The following is a 20,699-nucleotide window of genomic DNA, read 5'->3' on the forward strand; positions in this document are numbered from 1 at the left end:
CGAGTGGAGACCTTCCGCTTCGGATACCTGCTCTCGGGATCGTGAAGTCTCCATAAGCACTGCAATGTAACGCTTCAGGTATGACCCAGGACGAGATCATCGCGTTCGTCGCCGGCCTCGGCGACGTACTGACCCTCAGACCGGCGTCCGGCGACGGCACGCCGCCGATCAGCTGGGGCGACACGTTCTTCTACGTCTCGCCCGACGGCACGGTCCCGACCAGGCGGCAGCCGTTCGCCACGATCGTGACCAAGGACTACCCGGGCGACGCGATGTCGCGCCTGGACCGGCCGGGTGTGTTCCGGCTCAACATCGCCGCCGGACGCGATGATTTCCTGCGGCACGCCGGGCATGAGCCTCGCGGGGCCGCCCCGGCCGGGGTCGATCCCGCCGCCGCCGACACCCTGTTCGCCCATCCCGTGTACGGTGCCGGCGGCTGGCTGGCGGTGGTCGACCCCGGCCCCCGCACCGACGCGGTGGTGCGTGATCTGCTGCGCGCGGCACACCGTCGCGCTGGCGCACACCACCGACGACGGGACGGCAGGAGTTAGCGGGTGGTCACGCCGGTGTGCCCGGTCGCGGGACGTGGTTGACGAACACGACGCTGTCGACCGTGTCGAGCTGCGCCGGGTCGAGCGGGAAGTAGGCGAAGTCGGTGCTGACCCGGGGTACGGCTGCGGTGAGGGTCCGGGCCAGTCGGCGGGCGTCGACGAGGCAGGTGTCCCACGGCAGCGTGGCGAGGGCGCCTTCGACGGTGTCCGGCGGTGGGGTGTCGTCGCCGAGGGTACCGAGGGCGGAGGCCAGGTAGGCGTAGCGGTCACCGAGGCGGGCCGCGAGGATCGCGCCCGCGCCCCACATCCGCAGCTGCTGGTCGCCGAGCGACATGACGCTGCGGTTGCGCTGCAGGTGCAGGTTGTGGGCGAAGACCAGGGCGGGGCCGTGGTCGGCGACGGCCCGTAGGTTGGCGGCCATCATCGCGTCCCGCAGCGCCGACAGCCGGGCGATCCTGGCGGGGGACGGGTCGGCCATCGCGTGGTGGTAGCGGTGCAGGCCGACGGCGGTACGCCCGTACAGTTCGGCCCGTTCGCGGTCGGCGGCGTCCAGCTGCGGCGCCTGGGTGTCGAGCAGGGCCAGCAGGTCGTCGGTGATCAGCCGGAGCTGCTGGGCGTCGGTGGACCGGCCGATCGACCGGGACGGGTCGGTGACGGTGGCCGGGTCGGACCAGCGGTCGTCCGGGCCGAGCAGCGAGTCGAGGGTGTCGCGGGTGCCGGGCGGCGGGTCGTCGAGCAGGTCGTGCAGGCCGGTGAGTGCCGGGCGTGGGCTGGCCGCCCAGTACTCCAGGGGGCCGTCGAAGCCGTGGAACCGTAGTTTTTCGTCGTGGTCGTCGTTGTAGGCCCGCATCCAGCTCACCAGGTCGCGGTTGGCCGGTGAGGTGCCGAACTGGTGGCTGAAGCCGTGGCGCATGACGTCGTCGAGGGTGCCGGTGCCGGTCGTGACGTACTCGTCGACCACGAGGCCCATCAGGCAGTCGCTTTCGACGGCGATCGACCGGTAGCCCTCGTGTGCGACGAGGTGTCGGAAGATGTCGTTGCGTAGCTGGCCGAGTTCCTCCACGAAGTGCCGGGCCTCGCCGAGGCCGAGCAGCAGGGGCCGGGTGGGCAGCGACCGCAGCAACACCGAGATGCCTGTGCCGTCAACGGGTCGGGCGGTGTCCGTGATATCCATTCCTTCAACGGTATCGTTGAAACAACGGTGTAAGGTTTGTGTGCGTTCGGCGCTGGGATGCTTCGTCAAGTCTCAAACAGTGGGGTAGCTGTGCGGCCGGTGGACCTGGCGCGGGAGCATGGTCTGTCCCCTCAGGCTGTGCGCAACTACGAGCAGGCCGGTGTCCTGCCGGCGGCCGCGCGGACCGCCGCGGGTTACCGGGTCTACACGCCGGTGCATGCGCGGGCACTGCGGGCGTTCGTCGCGCTGGTCGCCGGGCACGGTCACGCCACGGCGACGTCGATCATGCGGGCGGTGAACCGGGGTGCGGTCGACGACGCGCTGCGGCTCGTCGACGACAGTCACGGCCAGTTGGTCGACGACCGGCGTACCGTGCAGGCGGTCGAGGTAGCGCTGCGTGATCTGGCGCCGGTCGCGCCCGAGCGTGGCGGGATGTTCATCGGCCCGTTGGCGGCCCGGCTCGGTCTGCGCCCGGCCACCCTGCGCGCCTGGGAGGCCGCCGGTCTGGTCCGGCCGGACCGGGACCGGCGGACCGGGTACCGGGTCTACGACGCCGCCGACGTGCGGGACGTGATGCTGATCCACCAGCTGCGCCGGGGTGGCCATCTGCTGGCGCAGATCGCGCCGTTGATCACCCAGGTCCGTGCGGCCGGTGGCGTCGCCCCGCTGGAGTCGACGCTGCGTGTCTGGCGGGACCGGTTGTCCGCGCGGGGTCGGGCGATGCTGGCCGGTGCCGCCGAACTGGACGGCTATCTGCGTGACGGGGCGGCGTCAGCCGGGTCGGCTGCGGGTGGGCCGGACTGATTTTCGGTGGCCCGGGTCGCCCGGTGCGGGTCAGACTCGTCCGGTGTCGACGTTCGACGATCTGATCGCCGAGGCTTCGGCGGTGCCGGTGGCGGGCTGGGATTTCTCCTGGTTCGCGGGCCGGGCCACCGAGCAGCGGCCGTCCTGGGGGTACGCGCGGCTGCTGGGCCGTCAGATGGCCGGTGCCCGGCGGGCGGTGGATTTGCAGACCGGTGGCGGCGAGGTGCTGGCCGGCGTCGAGTCGGTGCCGCCGCTGCTGGTGGCGACGGAGGGCTGGCCGCCGAACGTGGCCGTGGCGCGGCGGCGGCTGGCGCCGCTGGGTGTGCATGTCGTGCGCGCCGCGCAGGACGGCGGGCTGCCGTTGCGGTCCGGTTGTTTCGACCTGGTGGTGAGCCGGCATCCGACGGTGGTGGACTGGTCCGAGGTGGCGCGGGTGCTGGTGCCGGGCGGGGCGTACCTGTCCCAGCAGATCGGCCCGGACTCGGTCGGTGAGCTGCGGGCGGCGTTGGGGGTGTCGGTGCCGCCGCGTGCCGATCAGCGTCCGGACCGGGTGCGGGACGCGGCGACGGCGGCCGGCCTGGACGTGGTGGACCTGCGGATGGAGTCACTGCGGGTGGAGTTCTTCGACATCGCCGCGGTGGTCGTGTTCCTGCGGAAGGTGGTGTGGACGGTGCCGGGTTTCACGGTGGACCGCTACCGGGCCCGGTTGGCGGCGCTGCACCGCAGGATCTGCGCCGAGGGGGTGTTCGTGGCGTACTCGCGGCGGGTGCTGGTGCGGGCGTACCGGCGGTGACTGCGATGTGTCAGCCTGCACTGGATCAGCCGAGCAGGGCACGGGTCCATTGACGTTCGCGGGCCCGGATGTACGCGGCGTCGCGACGCCAGGTCTCGCCGTGGCCTTCGTTCCAGAGCCGGGTCCACGGCATGGCGCCGGAGGCGGCCTGTGCGGCGAGGAAGTCGTGCATCGACCGGGCCCGGTGGGCGAGCAGCGGCACCAGCGTACGGCGCTGGCGTTCGTCGAGGCCGTACGCGTCGACGAGGGTCCGTAGCCGGCGGGCGGCGTCGGGGCGCTGCCAGGCGGGGTCGGCGGTCAGCGGCACGAACGCCTTGGCCGCGTAGGCGAGGTCCCACAGCCGGGTGCCCGGCGCGGCGGTGTCCCAGTCGATGAAGGCCCACCGGTCGCCGACGACGAGGTTCCAGGGTGCGAGGTCGTGGTGGACGACGAGGTCGGTGCCGTCGGGTGGGATGAGCCGTCGCCAGACGGCGCCCGGCGGCGGGGTGAAGCCGGCGGCTGCGTCGTGCAGGTCGCGGACGAGCCGGCCGACCCGACGCAGGGCCGCGTCCGGTCCGAGCAGGTCGAACCGGTCCGGCCAGGGGACCGTACCGGGCAGGTAGGTCAGCACCTCGCGGCCGGTGGTGTCGATGCCGAGCGGTCGGGGCGCGCCGTCGAAGCCGACGTCGTGCAGGTGGGTGAGGAAGGCGTGCACGGCGGGGGTCCACGCGCCGGCGGGCCGTCGGACGGTGTCGCCGACCCGGACGACGGCGGCGGCGACGTTGCCGCCGGTCAACGGCTGCTCGGGTGGGGTGTCGGCGGGGGTGGGCACGGCGGGTGATCCTGCCGTCCGGCGTCGACCCGGTCCACCGGTTTGTCCCGTGTACGGGACAACTTGACGGGCGCCAGAGTTGCGCGCTATAGCTATAAGTAAGTTGAGTCTGTGGGGCTCAACTTGAGGTAGCGAGTTGCGAGAAGCCCGCACCCGTGAGGAGGTCCGACCATGTTGATGCGCACCGACCCGTTCCGGGAGATCGACCGGATCGCCGAGCAGTTCTTCGGCACCACCACCCGTCCGGCCGTCATGCACCTGGACGCCTACCGCGACGGCGACTGGTTCTACGCCGCGTTCGACCTGCCCGGCGTCGACCCGGACAGCATCGAGTGCACCGTGGAACGCAACGTGCTGACGGTGCGCGCCCAGCGCCACCGCCCCTCCGGCGACAAGGTCGAACTCGTCGCCGCCGAACGACCGATGGGCACGTTCACCCGGCAGCTGTTCCTCGGTGACACCCTCGACACCGACAAGTTGGAGGCCGGCTACGAGGCCGGCGTGCTGACCCTGCGGATCCCGGTGGCGGAGCGCGCCAAGCCGCGCCGGGTCTCGATCAGCGTCGGCGACGACGGCCGCCGGCAGCTCAGCAACTGAAACCCATTTGACCGAGTCCCCGCCCGGCGCCGGGCGGGGACTCGTCGTGCCCGGCGGGGGACAAGCCGGGAAACGCCTCGCGCCGGTGTCGCCGGCCGGGCATCCTGGGAAGATGATCGACCCCCGGTTGACCGGGCACGTCGCGATCGTGACCGGCGCGAACCAGGGCATCGGCGCGGCGATCGCGCTCGCCCTGGCCACCCAGGGCGCCGCGGTGCTCGCCGCGTACCTGCGGATGGACCCGTCCCCCTACGCCGACGATCCGTCTTTTCCCGCCCAGTACGGGCGGGTCCGTGCCCAGGACGCCCGCAGCGTCGTCGACCGGATCGTCGCCGCCGGTGGCAAGGCGGTGGCCGTGGAGGCGGACCTGGCGGACCCGGCCACCCCGGCCCGGCTGTTCGACGAGGCGGCGGCCTCGTTCGGCCCGGTCGACATCCTGGTCAACAACGCCAGTGGCTGGCTCAGCGACACGTTCCGGCCGGACAGCCGGGACCGGTTCGGCCGGCCGTTGACCCACGTCGACGCCGGCACCTTCGACCGCCAGTTCGCCGTCGACGCCCGCGCCCCGGCGCTGCTGATCGCCGAGTTCGCCCGCCGGCACCTGGCCCGCAAGGCCAGCTGGGGGCGGATCGTCGGGTTGACCTCCGGCGGCCCGCACGGCTTCCCCGAGGAGGTGTCGTACGGGGCGGCCAAGGCCGCGCAGGAGAACTACACCATGTCGGCCGCCGCCGAACTCGCCCCGTACGGGGTGACCGCGAACATGGTGCAGCCGCCGGTCACCGACACCGGCTGGGTGACGCCGGAGGTGGAGAAGCAGATCACCGGTTCGAGTCCGCTGAGCCGCATCGCCCGCCCGGAGGACGTCGCCGAGGTCGTCACCCTGCTGGCCTCGCACCAGGCCCGTTACGTGACCGGCCAGATCGTCCGGATGTCCTGACCGCGCCGCACCGCAGGTCGCGGCCGCCGCAGGCCGGCCGGCCGAGGTCACCTACAGCGCGGAAAGATCACGTACGGCGTTTCGGCGTCGTCGGCGGCGCCGGCTTTGGCATCCTGCTGCGATGCGTCGCCCCACCACCCCCGGTCTCGTCCCCCGACCGGTCGACCGCGGCCTGACCGCCGCCACCGCCCCGGTCGACTTCACCGAGGCGTGGCTGCGTAACCGTCGGCTGTCCGAGCACACCCGGGCCGCCTACCGCCGGGACGTGACCGGCTGGTTGTCGTGGTGTACCGCCACCGGGCTCGACCCGCTGCAGGCGTCGTTCCTGGACGTCAACGCCTACGCCCGGACGTTGGAGGCCACCGTCGATCCGCGCAGCGGCCGGCTGCTGACCCCGGCGACGGTGGCCCGGAAACTGTCCGCCATGTCCAGCTGGTACGCGTTCCTGGTGCGGCTGCGGGCGGTGCCGGCCAACCCGGTCACCGACGCGGACCGGCCGCGGATCGACCGGGACCATTCGGCGACCGTCGGGTTGAGCCCCGACCAGGTCGACGCGTTGTTCGCGGCGGCCCGCGCCGACACCGGGGCGAGCGGTCCGCGCAACCTCGCCGTGCTGGCGTTGCTGGCCGACCTGGGGCTGCGGGTCGGTGAACTGGTCAGCCTGGACGTCGCCGACGTCGGCGACGAGCGGGGGCACCGCAGCGTCCGGTTCGTCGGCAAGGGCGGCCGGGCCCGCCGCCGGGCGCTGGCGCCGGACACCGCGGCGGCGCTCGACGCGTACCTGGCGGTCCGGGCCCGGGCCGCCGGTGTCGCGGCCGACGCCCTCGACGGCCCGCTGCTGGCCACCGCCAGCGGCGCGCGGCTGGACCGGCACGCCGTGTTCCGGCTGGTCCGGCGGCTGGCCCGGGCCGCCGGTCTGCCGGCGTGGGACCGGCTGTCGCCGCACTCGCTGCGGCACGCGTTCGCCACCACCGCCCGCGCCGAAGGGGTGCCGCTGGAGGACGTGCAGGACGCGATGGGTCACGCCGATCCGCGGACCACCCGCCGGTACGACCGGGACCGGTACAACCTGGACCGGGATCCGGCGTACCGGATCGTGGCGGCGCGGACCGCCCGCGCCGCCACGTCCGGCTGAGCGTCTCACCCGATCCGGCAGGTCACCGTTGCCGCTGCTGGTCGTCGTGGCCGCGCAGCGAACCGGCGTGGGCGCGGGCGGTCGGGTCCCGGTGGACCTTGACCAGGCTGGCGACGACGGTGACGGTGAGGATCACCAGGATCAGTCCCAGCGACACCGGCGTCTGCACCTCGGGGACCCGGTCGTCGAGGGTGTGGCCCCAGTGCAGCACCAGTTTGACGCCGATCAGCGCGAGCACCAGAGCCAGCCCGGTGGACAGGTAGACCAGCCGGTCCAGCAGGCCTTTCACCAGGAAGAACAGGGCCCGCAGCCCGATCAGGGCGAAGGCGTTGGCGACGAAGACGATGTACGGCTGCTGGGTGACGCCGAACACGGCGGGGATCGAGTCGAGGGCGAACAGCAGGTCGGTGCTGCCGATCGCGATGAGCACGATGAACAGTGGGGTGACGACGCGGCGACCGTCGAGGCGGGTGACGAGCCGCCCGTCGACGTAGTCAGGTGTCACCGGCAGCACCCGGCGGGTGGCGCGGACCAGCACGTTGTCGTCGACCTGCGGGTCCTCGTTGCGGTGCCGGAACAGCTGCACGGCGGTGAAGATCAGCAGCAGGCCGAAGACCAGGAACATGAAGGAGAACAGGTTCAGCAGGGTGGCGCCGGCGGCGATGAAGATCGCCCGCATGATCAGCGCGGCGATGATGCCAAAGGTGAGCACCTTGTGCTGGTGTTCCTCGGGAACGGCGAAGGTGCTGATGATGATGACGAAGACGAACAGGTTGTCGACGGACAGGCTCTTCTCCACCAGGTAGCCGGCGAAGTACTCGGTGCCGTAGTCGCCGCCGGCCCAGGCCATGAACACCAGGCCGAACACGACGGCGACCGCGACGTAGAACACCGACCAGGCGACCGCCTCACCGAAGCCGACGGCGTGCGGTCGGATCGCCGCGACCGCCAGGTCGAGGGCGAGCAGCGCGATGATGACGACGATCGTGACGGCCCACACGCCCGGACCGATCTCCAGCGAACCCATGTCACAGATCGTGCACCCGTCGGCGGCGCCGCGCGCGCCGACACACGGCATTGGTGGACAATTCGGGACGTTGCGCTACGATGCCCGGTCGCCGGGACTCAACCCCGGCTGAGCAGTTCCAAGTGCCGGTGGGCGTCGGCGGCGATGTCGGCGCCGACCAGCCAGCGTCGGGTCCACAGCCGGGCCGCCACCCGGGCGGCGTCGGCATCGTCGCGACCGGCCGCTCCGCCGTCGGCGTCCGTCGCGTCGGCGTCGCGGCCGGATCTGTCGGCGCTGGGCCCGTCGGCCAGGTCGACGAGCAGTGCGGCGGCCAGCGTGTACGCCGTCCGCAACGCCAGCGGGCGCGCGCCGGCCGCCGTGTCGGCCCCGCGCGGGTCGGCGGCGACCCGGGCCAGGTCCATGCGCAGCCGCCCGGCGGCGTCGGTGAGCGCCGCGGCAACCTCGGGGTCGGCGGCGGTGGCGGCCGCCCGGTCGACCCGGGCCAGCAGCGGCCCGGCGGCCTTTTCGCGGGTCACCGCCCGCAGCGCGTCCAACGCCAGCACCGTGGTGGTGCCCTCCCAGATCGGCAGCACCTGGGCGTCACGCAGCAGCCGGGGCACCCCGGTGTCCTCGACGTAGCCGGCGCCGCCGAAACATTCGACGTACTCGCTGGCGGCGGCGACCGCGAGCCGGCCGGTGGCGAGCTTCGCCAGCGGCGCGGCCAGCCGCAGCTCGGCCGCCGGGTCCGCCCCGGTGGCATTCGGTCCGTCGGGTGTTCTCCGCCCGTCGGCGCCAGCTTCGACCTGTCCGAGCAGGTCGAAGACGTGGCCGGCGAGGACGAACGCGCCGGCGGCGTCGACGGCGAGGGCGCCGAGCAGGCCACGGTGCGCCGGGGAGTCGACCAGCCGGCCGCCGGCGACCCGGCGGGCGGTGGCGTAGGCGTGCGCGTACGCCAGACCGCGGCGCATCCCGCTGGCCGCGGCGGAGGCGTTGTGCAGCCGGGTCACCACCACCAGGGTCATCGCCCGGGCCAGGCCGGGCCGGGTGGGGTCGCCCAGGGGCAGCGCGTACGCGTCGCGCAGGCCGACCTCGGCGGTGGGCAGCGCCCGGGTGCCGAGCTTGTCCTTGAGCCGGTGCACCCGAACGCCGGGGGCGGGCGCGTACGGGTCGGTGCCGGTGGCGGCAAGCGGCGAGTCGGCGGCGTAGCGGGGCACCAGGAACGGCACGAGCGTACGGCTGCCGTCGGCGGCGCCGACCGGGCGGGCCAGGGCGACCGCGACCGCCGAGTCGACCGCGGAGCAGAACCACTTCTCGCCGGTGAGCCGCCAACCGTCGCCGTCGGCGGCGGGGCGCGCCACGGTGGTCGACCCGGACAGGTCGGAACCGCCCTGGGCTTCGGTCATCCACTGCCCGCTGGTGATCGCGGCGGCGGGGTCGGTGGTGGTGATGCGGGGCAGCCAGGTGTCGCGGACCGCCGGGTCGACGTCGGGGTGGCGCAGCAGCGCGGCGGCCCCGTCGGCCATCGCCACCGGGCAGGAGAACGTCGCCGACTCCGGCGCGTACAGGTGCAGCAGGGCGTGCTGCACCACCCGGACGTCCGGGCCGAACGCGGCGCGGGTGTCGGCGCGGTACGGCAGCGCGACCAGGCCGTGCCGGGCGGCGGCGGCCCGTAGCCGCTGCCAGCCGGCGCAGGTGTCGACCCGGTCGACGCGCCGACCCCACGGGTCGTAGCGGACCAGCCGGGGCGGGTGCTGCTCGGCGTCGGTGTGCGCGGCCCGCAGCGGGCCGGTGACGTCGGCGGCGAGGGCGGCCAGCCGGGGCCGGGAGGCGGTGTGCGTGGCCGGGTCGAGCCGGTGGCGCAGCCACCGGTCGAGCAGCCAGTCGGTGCGGTACGGGTCGCCGGGGGCGGGCACAGGTTGGACGTACCGGTCCACGATGATCGATCCTCCTCGCCACGCACAGCCGTTACTACCCGACAGTAACCTGTGGTGGGTTTCGCTGGCAGCGTGACGGTCTTCCGCGTCGTCGGGCCGGGCGGCACAGTGGTGGTATGCGACTGCTGATGCTGGGCGGCACCGGGTTCGTCGGCCGGTGCGTCGTCGAGGACGCGCTGGCCCGCGGCTGGGCGGTCACCCTGCTGCACCGCGGCCACCGGCCGGCGCCGGCCGGCGCGCAGGTGGTCGTCGGCGACCGGACGGCCGTCGCCGGCCTCGCCGCGCTGGGCACCGGTGACTGGGACCTGGCCGTCGACACCTGGGCCGGCGCGCCGTCGGTGGTCCGCGACGCGGCCCGGCTGCTACGCGACCGGGTCGGGCACTACACGTACGTGTCGAGCCGCTCGGTGTACGCGTACCCGCCGCCGGCCGGGCTCGACGAAACCGGGCCGGTGGTCGACGGGTCCGCCGACGACGGCGACGTCCCCTACGCCCGCGCCAAACGCGGCGGTGAACTCGCCGCGGTCGCCGCCTTCGGCGACCGGGCGCTGCTGGCGCGTGCCGGGCTGATCCTCGGCCCGTACGAGGACGTCGGCCGGCTGCCGTGGTGGCTGCACCGCGTTGCCCGAGGCGGCGACGTGCCCGCACCCGGGCCGCCCGACCTGCCGCTGCAGTACGTTGACGCCCGGGACCTGGCGGCCTGGCTGCTCGACGCGGCCGCAGCCGGGCTGTCCGGGCCGTACAACGTGGTCAGCCGGCCCGGCCACACCACGATCGGGGAGCTGCTGGCGGCCTGTGTACGGGTAACCAGCTCGGCCGCCCGGCTGCGCTGGGTCGACCCGGCGGCGGTGGCCGCCGCCGGGGTCGCGCCCTGGACCGAGCTGCCGGTCTGGCTGCCCCCGGGCGAGCTGCACGACGCGCTGCACCGTGGCGACGTGTCCCGGGCACTGTCCGCCGGGCTGCGCTGCCGGCCGGTGGCCGAGACCGTCGCCGACACCTGGGCCTGGCTGGCCAGCGTGGATCACCGTCCGGCGCTGCGTACCGACCTGCCGCCGCTGGGGCTCGGCGCGGATCAGGAGGCCGCGCTGCTCGCCGCCGCCGACCCGGACCCGCCGCCGGCTGACGCGGTCGGCTAGCCAGGGCCGAGGTCGCCGGTGCGGTGATGCCGCCGGCACAGCACCTGGTACCGCACGTCGGAGTGGTCGACGGTGTCACCGATCACCACCTGCTCGCCGTGGCGGGCCACCACACCGTCGACCACACGGGCGTTGAGTAGGCCCTGCCGGCCGCACCAGCAGAGCACCTCGACCTGGATACGGCACACCTCGTCGGCGATCTCGAACAGCCGCTGCGCGGCCGGGAACAGCACCGACCGGAAGTCGCTGGCCAGCCCGAACGCGAACACGTCGACGTCATAGCCGTCGACCAGGTCGGCCATCTGCCCGACCTGGTCGACCGTGTAGAAACACGCCTCGTCGCAGATCAGGTAGTCGACCCGGGTGCCGTCCGCCCAGCGGCCGCGCACCAGCGCCACCAGGTCCAGGTCGTCGGTGACCTCGATCGCCGAGTGGGCCAGCCCGATCCGGGTGGTCACCTGCGGCCCCATCGACCGGTCGTTGCGGGTCAGCACCAGACCCCGGCGGCCCTGCCGGGCGTGGTTGTGGTCCATCTGCAGGGCCAGCGTCGACTTGCCGCAGTCCATCGGACCCCAGAAGAACTTCAACGCCGCCCCGTGCCGCAGCCGCCCGTCACCGGCGGCCAGGCAGGCGGTCGCCAACGCGGACTGGTCGCCGCCACCCGGCCCGGCTGTCCTCGGCTGACTGTCGTCGGTCACGACCGGGCAGCTTACTAGCCGTTACCGCCGGCACCGGCGGCCCGGGTCGCGATGGCGGGTCAGGCGACGATGCCGGGTCGGGCCCGGGCCGGGCGGCGATGTCGGACCACTGTGGCAGGATCTGCCGCCATGTTCCCCCGCACCTGGACCCTCACCCACATCGAACGTGTCATCCGTACCGCCTGGTCCGCCGACACCTGCGATCCGGCCGACCTGGCCGACTGGCACACCGGCAACCCGGCCCGCGGCCAGTGCGGGGTCACCGCGCTGGTGCTGCACGACCTGCTCGGCGGTGAGCTGCTGGTCGGGGAGGTCAGCGCCGGCGGGCGGCGGACCGGCCGGCACTGGTGGAACCGGCTCGGCGTGGTCGAGATCGACCTGACCCGCGACCAGTTCGGCCCGCACGAGCGGATCAGCGGCGGGACGGTCGTCGACCGGCCGGACGGTCCGCCGCGCCGCTGCCGCGAACAGTACGAGACGCTGCGTACCCGGGTGTTGAAGCAGCTCGGTGCCGACACCTCGGTGGCGGCCGGCCGATAGCATCCCCGCCGGCGGCGTACGCACGTCGGCGCCATCCCGGGAGAGGACATCAGGACTGTGAACGGACCGGTACGGCTCGCCGTCGACCTGGGCACCACGCACACCGTCGCGGTGGTCCGCCGCGGCGACGAGCCACCTCGGCCGCTGCTGTTCGACGGTACTCCGCTGCTGGCCTCCGGGGTCTGTATCGACGCCGCCGGTGGTGTCCACAGCGGACGTGACGCGCAGCGGTTGGCCGCCGGGGAGCCGCACCGGTTCGAGCCGCACCCGAAACGGCGCGTCGACGACGGCTCGGTGCTGCTGGGTGACCGGGAGCTGCCGGTCGCCCAGCTGCTGGCGGTGACCCTGCGCCGGGTCGCCGCCGAGGCCGCGACCGCCGGCGTGCATCCGGCCGGCGGCACCGTGCTGACCTGCCCCGCCGACTGGGGCACCCCGCGTCGGGATCTGCTGCGCGCGGCCGCCACGGCGGCCGGACTGGGCCCGGTGCGGCTGCTCGACGAGCCGATCGCGGCCGCCACCTACTGTGTCCGGGTGCTGGGCCGCCAAGTACCGCCGGGCGGCACGCTGGCCGTGTTCGACTTCGGCGGCGGCACCCTGGACGTGGCGGTGGTCCGCAACGAATCTGCGGTTGGTGGCGCCGGTGGGCTGCGGGTGCTGGCCACCGGAGGGCTCGACGACCTCGGCGGGCTCGACGTCGACGAGGCGCTGGTCGCCCACCTCGGTCACCTGGTCGCGGTCCGCGACCCGCAGCTGTGGCAGCGGCTCAGCCGGCCGGTGACCGCCGCCGACCGCCGTGACCGGCTCGCTTTCTGGTCCGAGGTACGGGCCGCCAAGGAGATGCTGTCGCGGGCCTCGGCGGCACCGGTGACGGTGCCCGGGCGCGACGACCCGATGCATCTGACCCGGGAGGAGCTGGACCGCATCGCCGGGCCGCTGGTCGACCGGGCGGTCGACGAGACCCGCCGGGTGCTGCAGCTGGCCGGGGTCGACCCGGCGCGGCTGGCCGGGCTGCTGCTGGTCGGCGGGGCGAGCCGGATGCCGCTGGTCGCCAGCCGGTTGCACGCCCGGCTCGGGGTCGCCCCGTCGGTGCCGGAGCAGCCGGAGCTGCCGGTGGCGTTCGGTGCGCTGCACCACACGCCGTCGGCGGATGGCGCGGCACCGTCGACCGCCGCCCCGGCGGGGCCGGGCCCGACCGCGCCGCACCTCGTGCAGCCGGGCCCACCGGTGCCCGGCCCCACCACACCGGCGGCTGGCGGCGATCTGCCGCCAGCGCGTCGGCGCCGTCGCGGCCGGGTGGTCACGGCGGTCGCCGCCGCCGTGGCGGTGACGCTTGCCGTCGGGATCGGCCTGACCAACGGCTGGCTGCTCGACCAGTTCACCGGCGACGGCGGCGGGCCCCGTGACACCAACCTGTTCGGCGGCCTGCTCAGCGACGGTGACGGGACCGGTGACACCACCGGCGACCTGACCGAGGTCCACCAGGTGACGTTGCCCGCCGGCACCGGCGGGTCGACGGTCACCGTCGCCGGTGACCTCGCCGTGTACGCGGCGGTCGCCGTCGGCGGCACCACCGTCACCGCGGTACCGGCCGGCGGCGGCGACCCGGCCTGGACCACCACCGTGGACGTCGAACCGACCGAGGTGCGGCTCACCGCCGCCGGTGGGCTGCTCGTCGTCGACGCCGCCGACTCGGCGACCGACGGCGGCAACGACATGCGGGTCGTGCTAGACGCCGCCGACGGCACGGTGCGGTGGAAACGCAGCTGGCAGGACCGTACCGACGTGGTCCGGCTGGGCACCGACGTGATCGTCGAGATCAAGGACGGCATCTTCGACAACGCGGTCGCCCGGATCGACCTGACCACCGGCGAGCAGCGGTGGCGGCGCGAGGCCCCCGACGACGACCTGCTGGTCCTCGACGCGTCCCGGATCCGGGCGGCGACCCGGTGGACCGGCACGGAAGGTGCCGAGGACGCCGGGGTGCTGCCGACCGCAGGGTACGGGCTGCGGGACAACCGGCACGCCGAGCCGGGTCGCGTCGTCGAGCTGAGTGAGGGCAGCGGCCGGGGGTTCGTGCTGGACACCGGCGACGGCGACCCGATCGCCAGCGGTGACCTGCCGCTGGACCACGACGCGTGGACCGTCTACGAAGGGCTCGCGATCGGCAAACTCTCCGACGAGGCGTCGCCGGGCCGGGCTGCGCTGGCCGCGTACGACCTCGACGGGTTCACCCGCGCGTGGGAGGTGCCGCTACCGGCCGGCGACACGATCGAACTGGTCAAGCCGTGCGGGGCGCGACTGGTGTGCGCGGCGGTCGACGGCGGCACGTACCGCACGATCGCGGTCGACATCGGCACCGGCGATGAGAAATGGAACCGCCCGACCGAGTTCGGCGACGACGACAACTGGTACGCGGTGCCGGGTGGGCTCGTCTTCGGTGACCAGTCGTTCGGTACGGTCGACGGTTTCTGCCTGCTCGACGAGGCCGGTGGGGAGATCACCGCCGCCGACGACGCTCGGTCGGTGGCGGCGGTGGCCGGCGGCCAGGTGGTGGTGCTGAGCCACCGGGTCGACACGGCGTCGAGCACGGCGGTGCCGCAGGTGTCCGTGTGGGACGCGGCGACCGGTCGACGGACCGCGCCGGTCGACGTCGGCGTCGACCTGGCGGCCAGCCGGGTGACGCACGCGGTGGTCGGCGGCGACACCGTCGCGGTGGTCACCGCCGACCATCAGGTGCGGGTGCTGTCCGTGACCGGGCCCGGCTGAGTGGGCGGCCGTCGGGCCGCCCACTCAGGCCACGGTCAGTAGACGTTGACCCCGTACGCCGACAGCGCCTCGGCCACCGGCTGGTGGTAGGCCCGGCACTCGGCCCGGTTGCTTCCCGAGTGCAGACCCAGCGCCGTGCTGCCGGCGAACACCGCGCCCCCGCTGTCGCCCTTGTCCGCGCACAGGCTGGTCTGGAACAGCCCGGTCACCGGACCCGCCGAGTAGTTGACGGTGACGTTGACCGCGACGACCGGGCCGGTGGTGACCCCGGTGGTGCTGCCGCTCTTGCTGACCGTCTGCCCCACGTACGGGTTGCCGGCGCCGGTGATGTCCCGCAGCGTCCCGTCGTGCAGGTTGACCGCCCCGGGCCGGTTGACCGTGGTGTCGACCCAGCGGACCAGGCCAAAGTCGTCACCGGGGAAGTTGCTGGCCACCGTGGTGCCGGCGTCGGCGACCCCGTCGACCATCCACTGCGTCCGCGATTCGGTGCAGTGCCCGGCGGTGAGGAAACCCGGCCGGCCGGCGGTGTCGTACACGTTGAACCCGAGCGAGCAGCGGCCGTTGGAGTAGATCGGGTCGCCGCCGGCGGCGGTGGTCTCCACCGTGCCGGCGACGCGTTCGACGCGGACCGCGTCGCCGAAGCGGGCCGCGACCGCCTCCACCAACGCCAGCCGCGTCCCGGTGACAGTCGCGTCGACCGAGACCACCACCTGGTTGCTGACCGGGTCGGCGTACCAACTGGTTCCCGGCACAGCCGCCGACCGTGACAGGGCACCAGTGACCCGGGCCAGGTCGTCGGCACCACGTTCGACGGTGCGGGCCACCCCGCCGGCGGCCCGGACCACCCGGGCGGCCGTCTCATCGGTCACGGTCACGACCAGGTCACCGGTGGCTTGGTCCTGGTACGCCCCGGCGGACCGGTCACCGAGCCGGTCGGCCAGGGCCAGCGCCGCCTCACCGTCGAGCTCGGGAGCGGGCCCGGCGGCAGCGGCCGCCGGACTCGCCAGCAGACCACCGACCAGTACGGCGGTGGCGGCCAGCACGGAGCCGATCTGTCTGATCGGCGTGGATATATCCCTCACACAGTCCTCCTGCGATCTGGTGAACGTGAGATGTCCGGTCAGGACGGCGATCATCATCGCCGCTGGCGGCGGCGCTGCACACCGTGCCATTGCCCATTTGTGGGCGACTTCCGGCCACGTGCCCGACGCTGACCGGTGCCGCCTCCCCGGGCCGTGGCGAGTGGACCTGCCACAATGGCGACATGGTGCCCCGCCGTCCCGGCCCCGTGCCGATCGCCGTGGGCGGTGTTCTGGCTGCTGTTCTGGTCGGTCTCGTGGCGTTCCTGGCCGCGCAGGGCCTCGACCGGGCCGACCAGTGGGCCGGCGTGCTGGCCATGTTCCTCGGTGTGGCGGCGCTGACGGTGCAGGTCTGGGGGCTGTGGTCGTCGACGCGGTGGCCGGCCGGTGCAGCCGTCGACGCAGCAGCGCCGACCGACGCACCGGCACCGGTGGCCGAGCCGGCTGCCCGTAGGTCCGTCCGGCTGCCGGTGATCCTGTCGGCGCTGCTGGTCGCCGCAGCGGTAGGGGTGACCGCGTCGGCGTTACACGACATGAACTCGACGGTGAACGGCGCACCGGGGTGGGTCGAGGTCGGCAGCGGCAGCGGCGTCGTGCTCGGCGACCATCAGAGCATCGACCTGGACAGCGGGCAGGTCGGCGGGGAGCACCTGCCGGGTGGGGATCTGTTCCTGTCCCAGCGGTCGGACCGGGTGACCGCGCTCGACGGCGGGGAGCTGGCGGTGCTCGACGTGATCGGCGAGCACACCGTACGCCGTTGCCTGGACGCCGCAGCGCAGACCTGGGACGACATGATCAACGGCTTGTACGGGCTGCCGGTCGGCACCGACATCTGCTTCACCGGCGGCCGGACGACCGCCGCGATGATCACCGTCGAGCATCCGCCGGACGTCCTGGCTCGCACCCTGCACTTCAGCTACACCCGCTGGGAGCTGCGTGACCCGGACGCCGGGGCGGCACCGGCGGGCTGATCGCACCGATTCCGGTCTGGCGGGGCCGCGTCGGCGCGGCCGGGCATACTGGGGCGTTGTCGACGGACGCTGCGGGGAGGACCGAATGATCATCGACGTTGCGCAGATCGAGGCGGCGGCGCGGCGGATCGCCGACCATGTGGTGCGGACACCGACGGTGCCCAGCCCCGGCCTGTCCGGGCTGCTCGGCGTACCGGTGACGGCGAAGCTGGAGCTGCTGCAGCGGACCGGGTCGTTCAAGGCGCGGGGCGCGGCGGCGAAGCTGCTGACCCTCGACGACGGGCAGCGGGCGGCCGGCGTGGTGGCGGTCAGCGGCGGCAACCACGGCATCGCGGTGGCGGTGATGGCGCAGGCCCTGGACGTGAAGGCGACGGTGGTGATGCCGCGTTCCGCGCCGCAGCGGGCGGTGGAGGTCGCTTCCGCGGCAGGGGCGACGGTGCGGGTGGTCGACACGATGGCGGAGGCGTTCGACCTGACGGCGCGGTTGCAGGCCGACGGGCTGGCGATGGTGCATCCGTTCGACGACCCGGTGGTGGTCGCCGGGCAGGGCACCGTCGGGCTGGAGTTGGCCGCCGACGCGTTCGTCGACGAGCGGACGGCGCCGACGGACGTGCTGGTCAGCGTCGGTGGCGGCGCGTTGATATCCGGGGTGGCCGCCGCGCTGCGCGCCCACCGGCCCGGTGTCCGGGTCTGGGGGGTGGAGACCGACGGCGCTTCGGCGATGGCGCAGGCCTGCGGGCACGGCGGTCCGGTGCCGGTGAAACTGTCGTCGATCGTGTCGACGTTGAGCGCGCCGACGGTGTCGCAGCTGACCTACGACCACGTCACCGAACTGGTCACCGACGTGCTGGTGGTGTCGGACACGGAGGCGGTGCGCGGCAGCCTGGACCTGGCCGAGCACGCCAAGGTGTGGGCGGAACCGGCGGCCGGGTGTCTGCTGCCGGCCGCCGGCCGGGTGATCGAGCGGGTCGGCCCGGACGTCCGGCTCGGCCTGGTGGTCTGCGGCGGCAACGTCACCGTCGCCGACCTGACCGGTTGGGCCCGCCGGTTCGACCTGGTCTGACCGCGGCTGAGCAACTGGCATCGGCCGGGCCGGCGTAGTCAGTCGGCCGGCCAGTGGCGCAGCGACGCGTCGAGGGCGTCCAGGATGCGGGGCCAGCTGTCCTGCGGGTCGGGTGCGCTGTGGCTGAACCCGCCGGCGGCCGCCAGGTCGAGGTAGCCGTGAATGGTGGCGCCGATCAGCCGTACCGCGTGGGTCTGTTCCTGTTCGGGCAGCCGGTAGCCGTGCAGCACCGCGCGCAGCAGCCGGGTGTGCCGGTCACCGGCACTGGCGGCGGCGGTGGCCGGGTCGAGCCGCAGCCGGGCGGCGGCGTAGCGGCCCGGGTGCTCGCGGGCGTAGTCGCGGTAGGCGCCGGCGAGCCCGGCCAGCGCGTCCCTGGCGGACCGGCCGGCGACGGCGTCGGCGGCCCGGTCGGCGAGCTCGGCCAGGGCGAGCAGGGCGATCCGGGTCCTCAGGTCGTCGGAGCCCCGGACGTGCGCGTACAGGCTGGCCACGGCGACGCCGACGCGGCGGGCCAGCGCGGAGACGGTCACCTGGTCGAAGCCGATCTCGTCGGCCAGCTCCGCGCCGGCCGTGGTCAGCCGCTGCGCGTTCAGTCCGGCCCGTGCCACCCGTACCCGCCTCCTCCGTCGAACCGACACCGATTATGCGTTTGCCTAATACCTTTAGGCAAAACTAGCCTGCCCGGTATGACACCACTGACCGAGCAGGAGATCCGCGCCGCGTTCGTCAACTGCACCAAGGGGGAGACGAAACGCCTGTACGTGCCGCGTGACCTCGCCGGCCGGCCGTGGGACGATCTGGACTTCCTCGGCTGGCGTGATCCGCAGTCGCCGGCCCGCGCCTACCTGGTCACCGAGCTGGCGGGCCGGCCCGCGGCGGTCGCGTTGCGCTGCCCCGACGCGGCCGCCCGCCATCTGCGGCGCAACATGTGCTCGATCTGCCTGACCGCGCCGCAGGCCGGGGTGTCGTTGATGGTCGCCCCGAAGGCGGGCCGGGCCGGCCAGCAGGGCGACTCGGTCGGCACCTACCTGTACAGCGACCTCGCCTGCTCGCTGTACGTGCGTGGCAAGAAGGACCCGGGCCCGGGGGCCAGACTGCAGGAGTCACTGACCCTGCAGGAGAAGACCGCCCGGACCCTGGCCGCCGTCGCCGCGTTCGTCGCCAAGGTGACCGGCTGACAGCTTCTACCGCAGCATCGCGGCCCGGCGGCGGTGCGACAACGTGACGTGGTGGTGCGCACCGGCGTGTCCGGCCGGGTCGGTGTGCACGGTCGCCGACACCAGCCGGGGCACGGCATGGGTGAGCTGGTGTTCGGCGTCGGCGGCCACCTCGTGCGCGGCGAGCAGACTCAGGTCGGCGTCGACGACGAGGTCGGCTTCGGCGTGCAGCCGGTGGCCGATCCAGCGCAGCCGTACCGCTGTCACGTCGCGGACGCCGGGCACCGCGCGCAGGGTCGTTTCGGCGGTGTCGACCAGGGCCGGGTCGACGGCGTCCATCAGCCGCCGGTACACCTCGCGGGCTGCGTCGCGCAGCACGTACCCGATCGCGACGGTGATGGCGAGGCCGACCAGCGGGTCGGCCCACTGCCAGCCGACCGCCGCGCCCCCGGCGGCGGCGACGACCGCCAGCGAGGTGAACCCGTCGGTACGGGCGTGCAGCCCGTCGGCGACCAGCGCGGCCGAACCGATGCGCCGACCGACCCGGATCCGGTAGCGGGCGACGATCTCGTTGCCGGCGAACCCGACGACCCCGGCGGCGGCCACCCACGGCACGTGGCTCATCGGCGCCGGGTGGATCAGCCGGTCGACGGCGGTCGCGCCGGCGGCGATCGCCGAGCCGGCGATGACGACCACGATGACGATGCCGGCGAGGTCCTCGGCGCGGCCGAACCCGTACGTGTAGGCGCGGGTGGCGGCGCGCCGGCCGATCAGGAACGCGATGGCCAGCGGTACGGCGGTGAGCGCGTCGGTGACGTTGTGCAGGGTGTCGCCGAGCAGCGCCACCGAGCCGGAGGCGGCGACGATGACGGCCTGGGCGGCGGCGGTGGCGGCGAGGACCGCCAGGGAGATCCACAGGGCGCGGAGTCCGTCGCGGGACGCTTCGAGGGAGTCGTCGACCTTGGCGGCGGTGTCGTGGGTGTGCGGGGTGAGCCGGTGCAGCGCCCGTCGCCACCAGGCCCGCCGCACCGGATGCCGGTGACCGTGCGGGTGGTGGTCGTGACGGTGGTGGTCGTGACGGTGGTGGTCGTGACGGTGGTGGTCGTGACGGTGGTGGTCGTGGTCCATGGCGATGGCAGAATACGTGCTCATGTACGCACGCGACAACGCTGCAGGTGCCACCGATGGGCAGCAGCCACCGACCGGCGCGCAGGTCGACACGGCGGTGACCGCGTTGAAGATGCTGGCCGACCCGACCCGGCTGCGCCTGCTGTGGCAGCTACGCGACGGTGAACACGACGTCGGCACCCTCGCGGCGGCGGTCGGCGCCGCCCGCCCCGCCGTGTCGCAGCACCTGGCGAAACTGCTGCTCGCCGGCCTGGTCGCCAGCCGCCGCGACGGCCGCCGGGTGCTCTACCGGGCGCGCGGCGGCCACGTTCGCAGCCTGGTCACCGAGGCCCTGTGCGCCGCAGACCACCACCTGACCGGCGCCCCCGACCACGACTGATCCCACATTGCCGGCTGGCCCGGCCGGCCAAAACGAGTGT

At 73.9% G+C, this 20,699-nt stretch carries 21 protein-coding genes; 13 read left to right on the plus strand and 8 right to left on the minus strand.

Annotated elements, in window-relative coordinates; translation table 11 throughout:
• Positions 1-80 precede the first annotated feature (80 nt).
• Positions 81-551 carry a DUF6194 family protein gene (locus tag ACN27J_RS04355; protein WP_421363806.1) on the plus strand — a complete coding sequence of 157 codons (471 nt, stop codon included), beginning with the start codon at positions 81-83 and terminating at the stop codon, positions 549-551.
• Between the two features lie 7 nt (positions 552-558).
• On the opposite strand, the gene ACN27J_RS04360 is transcribed toward ACN27J_RS04355, so the two are convergent.
• Entirely contained in the window at positions 559-1,725 is a 1,167-nt protein-coding gene (locus tag ACN27J_RS04360; RefSeq protein WP_421363809.1) for an erythromycin esterase family protein, read from the minus strand.
• A gap of 57 nt (positions 1,726-1,782) precedes the next feature.
• On the opposite strand from ACN27J_RS04360, the gene ACN27J_RS04365 reads away from it, so the two are divergent.
• Both ACN27J_RS04365 and ACN27J_RS04370 read left to right on the plus strand, forming a co-directional pair.
• A complete protein-coding gene (locus ACN27J_RS04365) occupies positions 1,783-2,529 on the plus strand; it encodes a TioE family transcriptional regulator (RefSeq protein WP_421363811.1) in 747 nt (248 codons plus the stop codon).
• A 43-nt stretch (positions 2,530-2,572) separates the two neighbouring features.
• The gene (locus ACN27J_RS04370) at positions 2,573-3,322 is read left to right on the plus strand and encodes a methyltransferase domain-containing protein (protein ID WP_421363814.1); all 750 of its coding nucleotides are present in this window, start codon (positions 2,573-2,575) and stop codon (positions 3,320-3,322) included.
• A gap of 25 nt (positions 3,323-3,347) precedes the next feature.
• Here ACN27J_RS04370 and ACN27J_RS04375 read toward each other — a convergent pair whose 3' ends face one another.
• Positions 3,348-4,133 carry a phosphotransferase gene (locus ACN27J_RS04375; RefSeq protein WP_421363816.1) on the minus strand — a complete coding sequence of 262 codons (786 nt, stop codon included), beginning with the start codon at positions 4,131-4,133 and terminating at the stop codon, positions 3,348-3,350.
• A gap of 171 nt (positions 4,134-4,304) precedes the next feature.
• On the opposite strand from ACN27J_RS04375, the gene ACN27J_RS04380 reads away from it, so the two are divergent.
• From ACN27J_RS04380 to ACN27J_RS04390, 3 genes are all read left to right on the plus strand, one after another.
• On the plus strand, positions 4,305-4,730 hold the full coding sequence (locus ACN27J_RS04380; protein ID WP_282230728.1) for an Hsp20/alpha crystallin family protein: 426 nt from the start codon (positions 4,305-4,307) through the stop codon (positions 4,728-4,730).
• 112 nt (positions 4,731-4,842) lie between these two features.
• A complete protein-coding gene (locus ACN27J_RS04385) occupies positions 4,843-5,667 on the plus strand; it encodes an SDR family NAD(P)-dependent oxidoreductase (protein WP_421363819.1) in 825 nt (274 codons plus the stop codon).
• A gap of 121 nt (positions 5,668-5,788) precedes the next feature.
• Complete coding sequence (locus ACN27J_RS04390; RefSeq protein WP_421363822.1) at positions 5,789-6,802, plus strand: tyrosine-type recombinase/integrase; 1,014 nt, start codon at positions 5,789-5,791, stop codon at positions 6,800-6,802.
• Positions 6,803-6,824: 22 nt separating this feature from the next.
• Here ACN27J_RS04390 and ACN27J_RS04395 read toward each other — a convergent pair whose 3' ends face one another.
• Both ACN27J_RS04395 and ACN27J_RS04400 read right to left on the minus strand, forming a co-directional pair.
• Positions 6,825-7,829: a TerC/Alx family metal homeostasis membrane protein gene (locus ACN27J_RS04395; RefSeq protein WP_421363824.1), complete on the minus strand. Its 1,005-nt coding sequence runs from the start codon at positions 7,827-7,829 to the stop codon at positions 6,825-6,827.
• Positions 7,830-7,927: 98 nt separating this feature from the next.
• Complete coding sequence (locus ACN27J_RS04400) at positions 7,928-9,742, minus strand: acyl-CoA dehydrogenase family protein (RefSeq protein ID WP_421363826.1); 1,815 nt, start codon at positions 9,740-9,742, stop codon at positions 7,928-7,930.
• Positions 9,743-9,858: 116 nt separating this feature from the next.
• Between ACN27J_RS04400 and ACN27J_RS04405 the strand changes: the two genes are divergently transcribed.
• Positions 9,859-10,878 (plus strand): NAD-dependent epimerase/dehydratase family protein, encoded by a 1,020-nt coding sequence (locus ACN27J_RS04405; protein WP_421363829.1) that lies wholly within the window; start codon positions 9,859-9,861, stop codon positions 10,876-10,878.
• On the opposite strand, the gene ACN27J_RS04410 is transcribed toward ACN27J_RS04405, so the two are convergent.
• Positions 10,875-11,519 carry a thymidine kinase gene (locus ACN27J_RS04410; RefSeq protein WP_278174501.1) on the minus strand — a complete coding sequence of 215 codons (645 nt, stop codon included), beginning with the start codon at positions 11,517-11,519 and terminating at the stop codon, positions 10,875-10,877. The two genes, ACN27J_RS04405 and ACN27J_RS04410, sit on opposite strands and share 4 nt — an antisense overlap.
• Positions 11,520-11,705: 186 nt before the next feature.
• On the opposite strand from ACN27J_RS04410, the gene ACN27J_RS04415 reads away from it, so the two are divergent.
• Together ACN27J_RS04415 and ACN27J_RS04420 are read left to right on the plus strand one after the other, a co-directional pair.
• Positions 11,706-12,116, plus strand: a complete 411-nt coding sequence (locus tag ACN27J_RS04415; RefSeq protein ID WP_421363831.1) for a YunG family protein — start codon at positions 11,706-11,708, stop codon at positions 12,114-12,116.
• A 57-nt stretch (positions 12,117-12,173) separates the two neighbouring features.
• Complete coding sequence (locus ACN27J_RS04420) at positions 12,174-14,882, plus strand: Hsp70 family protein (protein WP_421363834.1); 2,709 nt, start codon at positions 12,174-12,176, stop codon at positions 14,880-14,882.
• Between the two features lie 35 nt (positions 14,883-14,917).
• Here the strand turns inward: ACN27J_RS04420 and ACN27J_RS04425 are convergent, their stop codons facing one another.
• Positions 14,918-15,964 carry a S1 family peptidase gene (locus ACN27J_RS04425; protein WP_421363836.1) on the minus strand — a complete coding sequence of 349 codons (1,047 nt, stop codon included), beginning with the start codon at positions 15,962-15,964 and terminating at the stop codon, positions 14,918-14,920.
• Positions 15,965-16,146: 182 nt separating this feature from the next.
• On the opposite strand from ACN27J_RS04425, the gene ACN27J_RS04430 reads away from it, so the two are divergent.
• Together ACN27J_RS04430 and ACN27J_RS04435 are read left to right on the plus strand one after the other, a co-directional pair.
• Entirely contained in the window at positions 16,147-16,932 is a 786-nt protein-coding gene (locus ACN27J_RS04430; protein ID WP_421363838.1) for a hypothetical protein, read from the plus strand.
• 85 nt (positions 16,933-17,017) lie between these two features.
• Entirely contained in the window at positions 17,018-17,995 is a 978-nt protein-coding gene (locus tag ACN27J_RS04435; protein ID WP_421363840.1) for a threonine/serine dehydratase, read from the plus strand.
• A 38-nt stretch (positions 17,996-18,033) separates the two neighbouring features.
• Here the strand turns inward: ACN27J_RS04435 and ACN27J_RS04440 are convergent, their stop codons facing one another.
• Positions 18,034-18,603 carry a TetR/AcrR family transcriptional regulator gene (locus ACN27J_RS04440; RefSeq protein WP_421363842.1) on the minus strand — a complete coding sequence of 190 codons (570 nt, stop codon included), beginning with the start codon at positions 18,601-18,603 and terminating at the stop codon, positions 18,034-18,036.
• Positions 18,604-18,681: 78 nt separating this feature from the next.
• Here ACN27J_RS04440 and ACN27J_RS04445 point away from each other — a divergent pair, with 78 nt between their 5' ends.
• Complete coding sequence (locus ACN27J_RS04445; RefSeq protein WP_421363843.1) at positions 18,682-19,173, plus strand: FBP domain-containing protein; 492 nt, start codon at positions 18,682-18,684, stop codon at positions 19,171-19,173.
• A 6-nt stretch (positions 19,174-19,179) separates the two neighbouring features.
• Here the strand turns inward: ACN27J_RS04445 and ACN27J_RS04450 are convergent, their stop codons facing one another.
• Complete coding sequence (locus tag ACN27J_RS04450; RefSeq protein WP_421363845.1) at positions 19,180-20,304, minus strand: cation diffusion facilitator family transporter; 1,125 nt, start codon at positions 20,302-20,304, stop codon at positions 19,180-19,182.
• Here ACN27J_RS04450 and ACN27J_RS04455 point away from each other — a divergent pair.
• Positions 20,303-20,659: an ArsR/SmtB family transcription factor gene (locus ACN27J_RS04455; RefSeq protein ID WP_421363847.1), complete on the plus strand. Its 357-nt coding sequence runs from the start codon at positions 20,303-20,305 to the stop codon at positions 20,657-20,659. The genes ACN27J_RS04450 and ACN27J_RS04455 overlap by 2 nt on opposite strands.
• Positions 20,660-20,699 lie beyond the last annotated feature (40 nt).

The organism is Solwaraspora sp. WMMB762, from assembly GCF_049179115.1.
Classification (GTDB): Bacteria; Actinomycetota; Actinomycetes; order Mycobacteriales; family Micromonosporaceae; genus Micromonospora_E.

Bases quoted from the DNA above. Each gene is read 5' to 3' on its own strand.
- ACN27J_RS04355 (WP_421363806.1), top strand. From the start codon at position 81: ATGACCCAGGACGAGATCATCGCGTTCGTCGCCGGCCTCGGCGACGTA.
- ACN27J_RS04360 (WP_421363809.1), bottom strand. From the start codon at position 1,725: ATGGATATCACGGACACCGCCCGACCCGTTGACGGCACAGGCATCTCG.
- ACN27J_RS04365 (WP_421363811.1), top strand. From the start codon at position 1,783: ATGCTTCGTCAAGTCTCAAACAGTGGGGTAGCTGTGCGGCCGGTGGAC.
- ACN27J_RS04380 (WP_282230728.1), top strand. From the start codon at position 4,305: ATGTTGATGCGCACCGACCCGTTCCGGGAGATCGACCGGATCGCCGAG.
- ACN27J_RS04385 (WP_421363819.1), top strand. From the start codon at position 4,843: ATGATCGACCCCCGGTTGACCGGGCACGTCGCGATCGTGACCGGCGCG.
- ACN27J_RS04390 (WP_421363822.1), top strand. From the start codon at position 5,789: ATGCGTCGCCCCACCACCCCCGGTCTCGTCCCCCGACCGGTCGACCGC.
- ACN27J_RS04395 (WP_421363824.1), bottom strand. From the start codon at position 7,829: ATGGGTTCGCTGGAGATCGGTCCGGGCGTGTGGGCCGTCACGATCGTC.
- ACN27J_RS04405 (WP_421363829.1), top strand. From the start codon at position 9,859: ATGCGACTGCTGATGCTGGGCGGCACCGGGTTCGTCGGCCGGTGCGTC.
- ACN27J_RS04415 (WP_421363831.1), top strand. From the start codon at position 11,706: ATGTTCCCCCGCACCTGGACCCTCACCCACATCGAACGTGTCATCCGT.
- ACN27J_RS04430 (WP_421363838.1), top strand. From the start codon at position 16,147: ATGGTGCCCCGCCGTCCCGGCCCCGTGCCGATCGCCGTGGGCGGTGTT.
- ACN27J_RS04435 (WP_421363840.1), top strand. From the start codon at position 17,018: ATGATCATCGACGTTGCGCAGATCGAGGCGGCGGCGCGGCGGATCGCC.
- ACN27J_RS04445 (WP_421363843.1), top strand. From the start codon at position 18,682: ATGACACCACTGACCGAGCAGGAGATCCGCGCCGCGTTCGTCAACTGC.
- ACN27J_RS04455 (WP_421363847.1), top strand. From the start codon at position 20,303: ATGTACGCACGCGACAACGCTGCAGGTGCCACCGATGGGCAGCAGCCA.
- ACN27J_RS04450 (WP_421363845.1), bottom strand. From the start codon at position 20,304: ATGAGCACGTATTCTGCCATCGCCATGGACCACGACCACCACCGTCAC.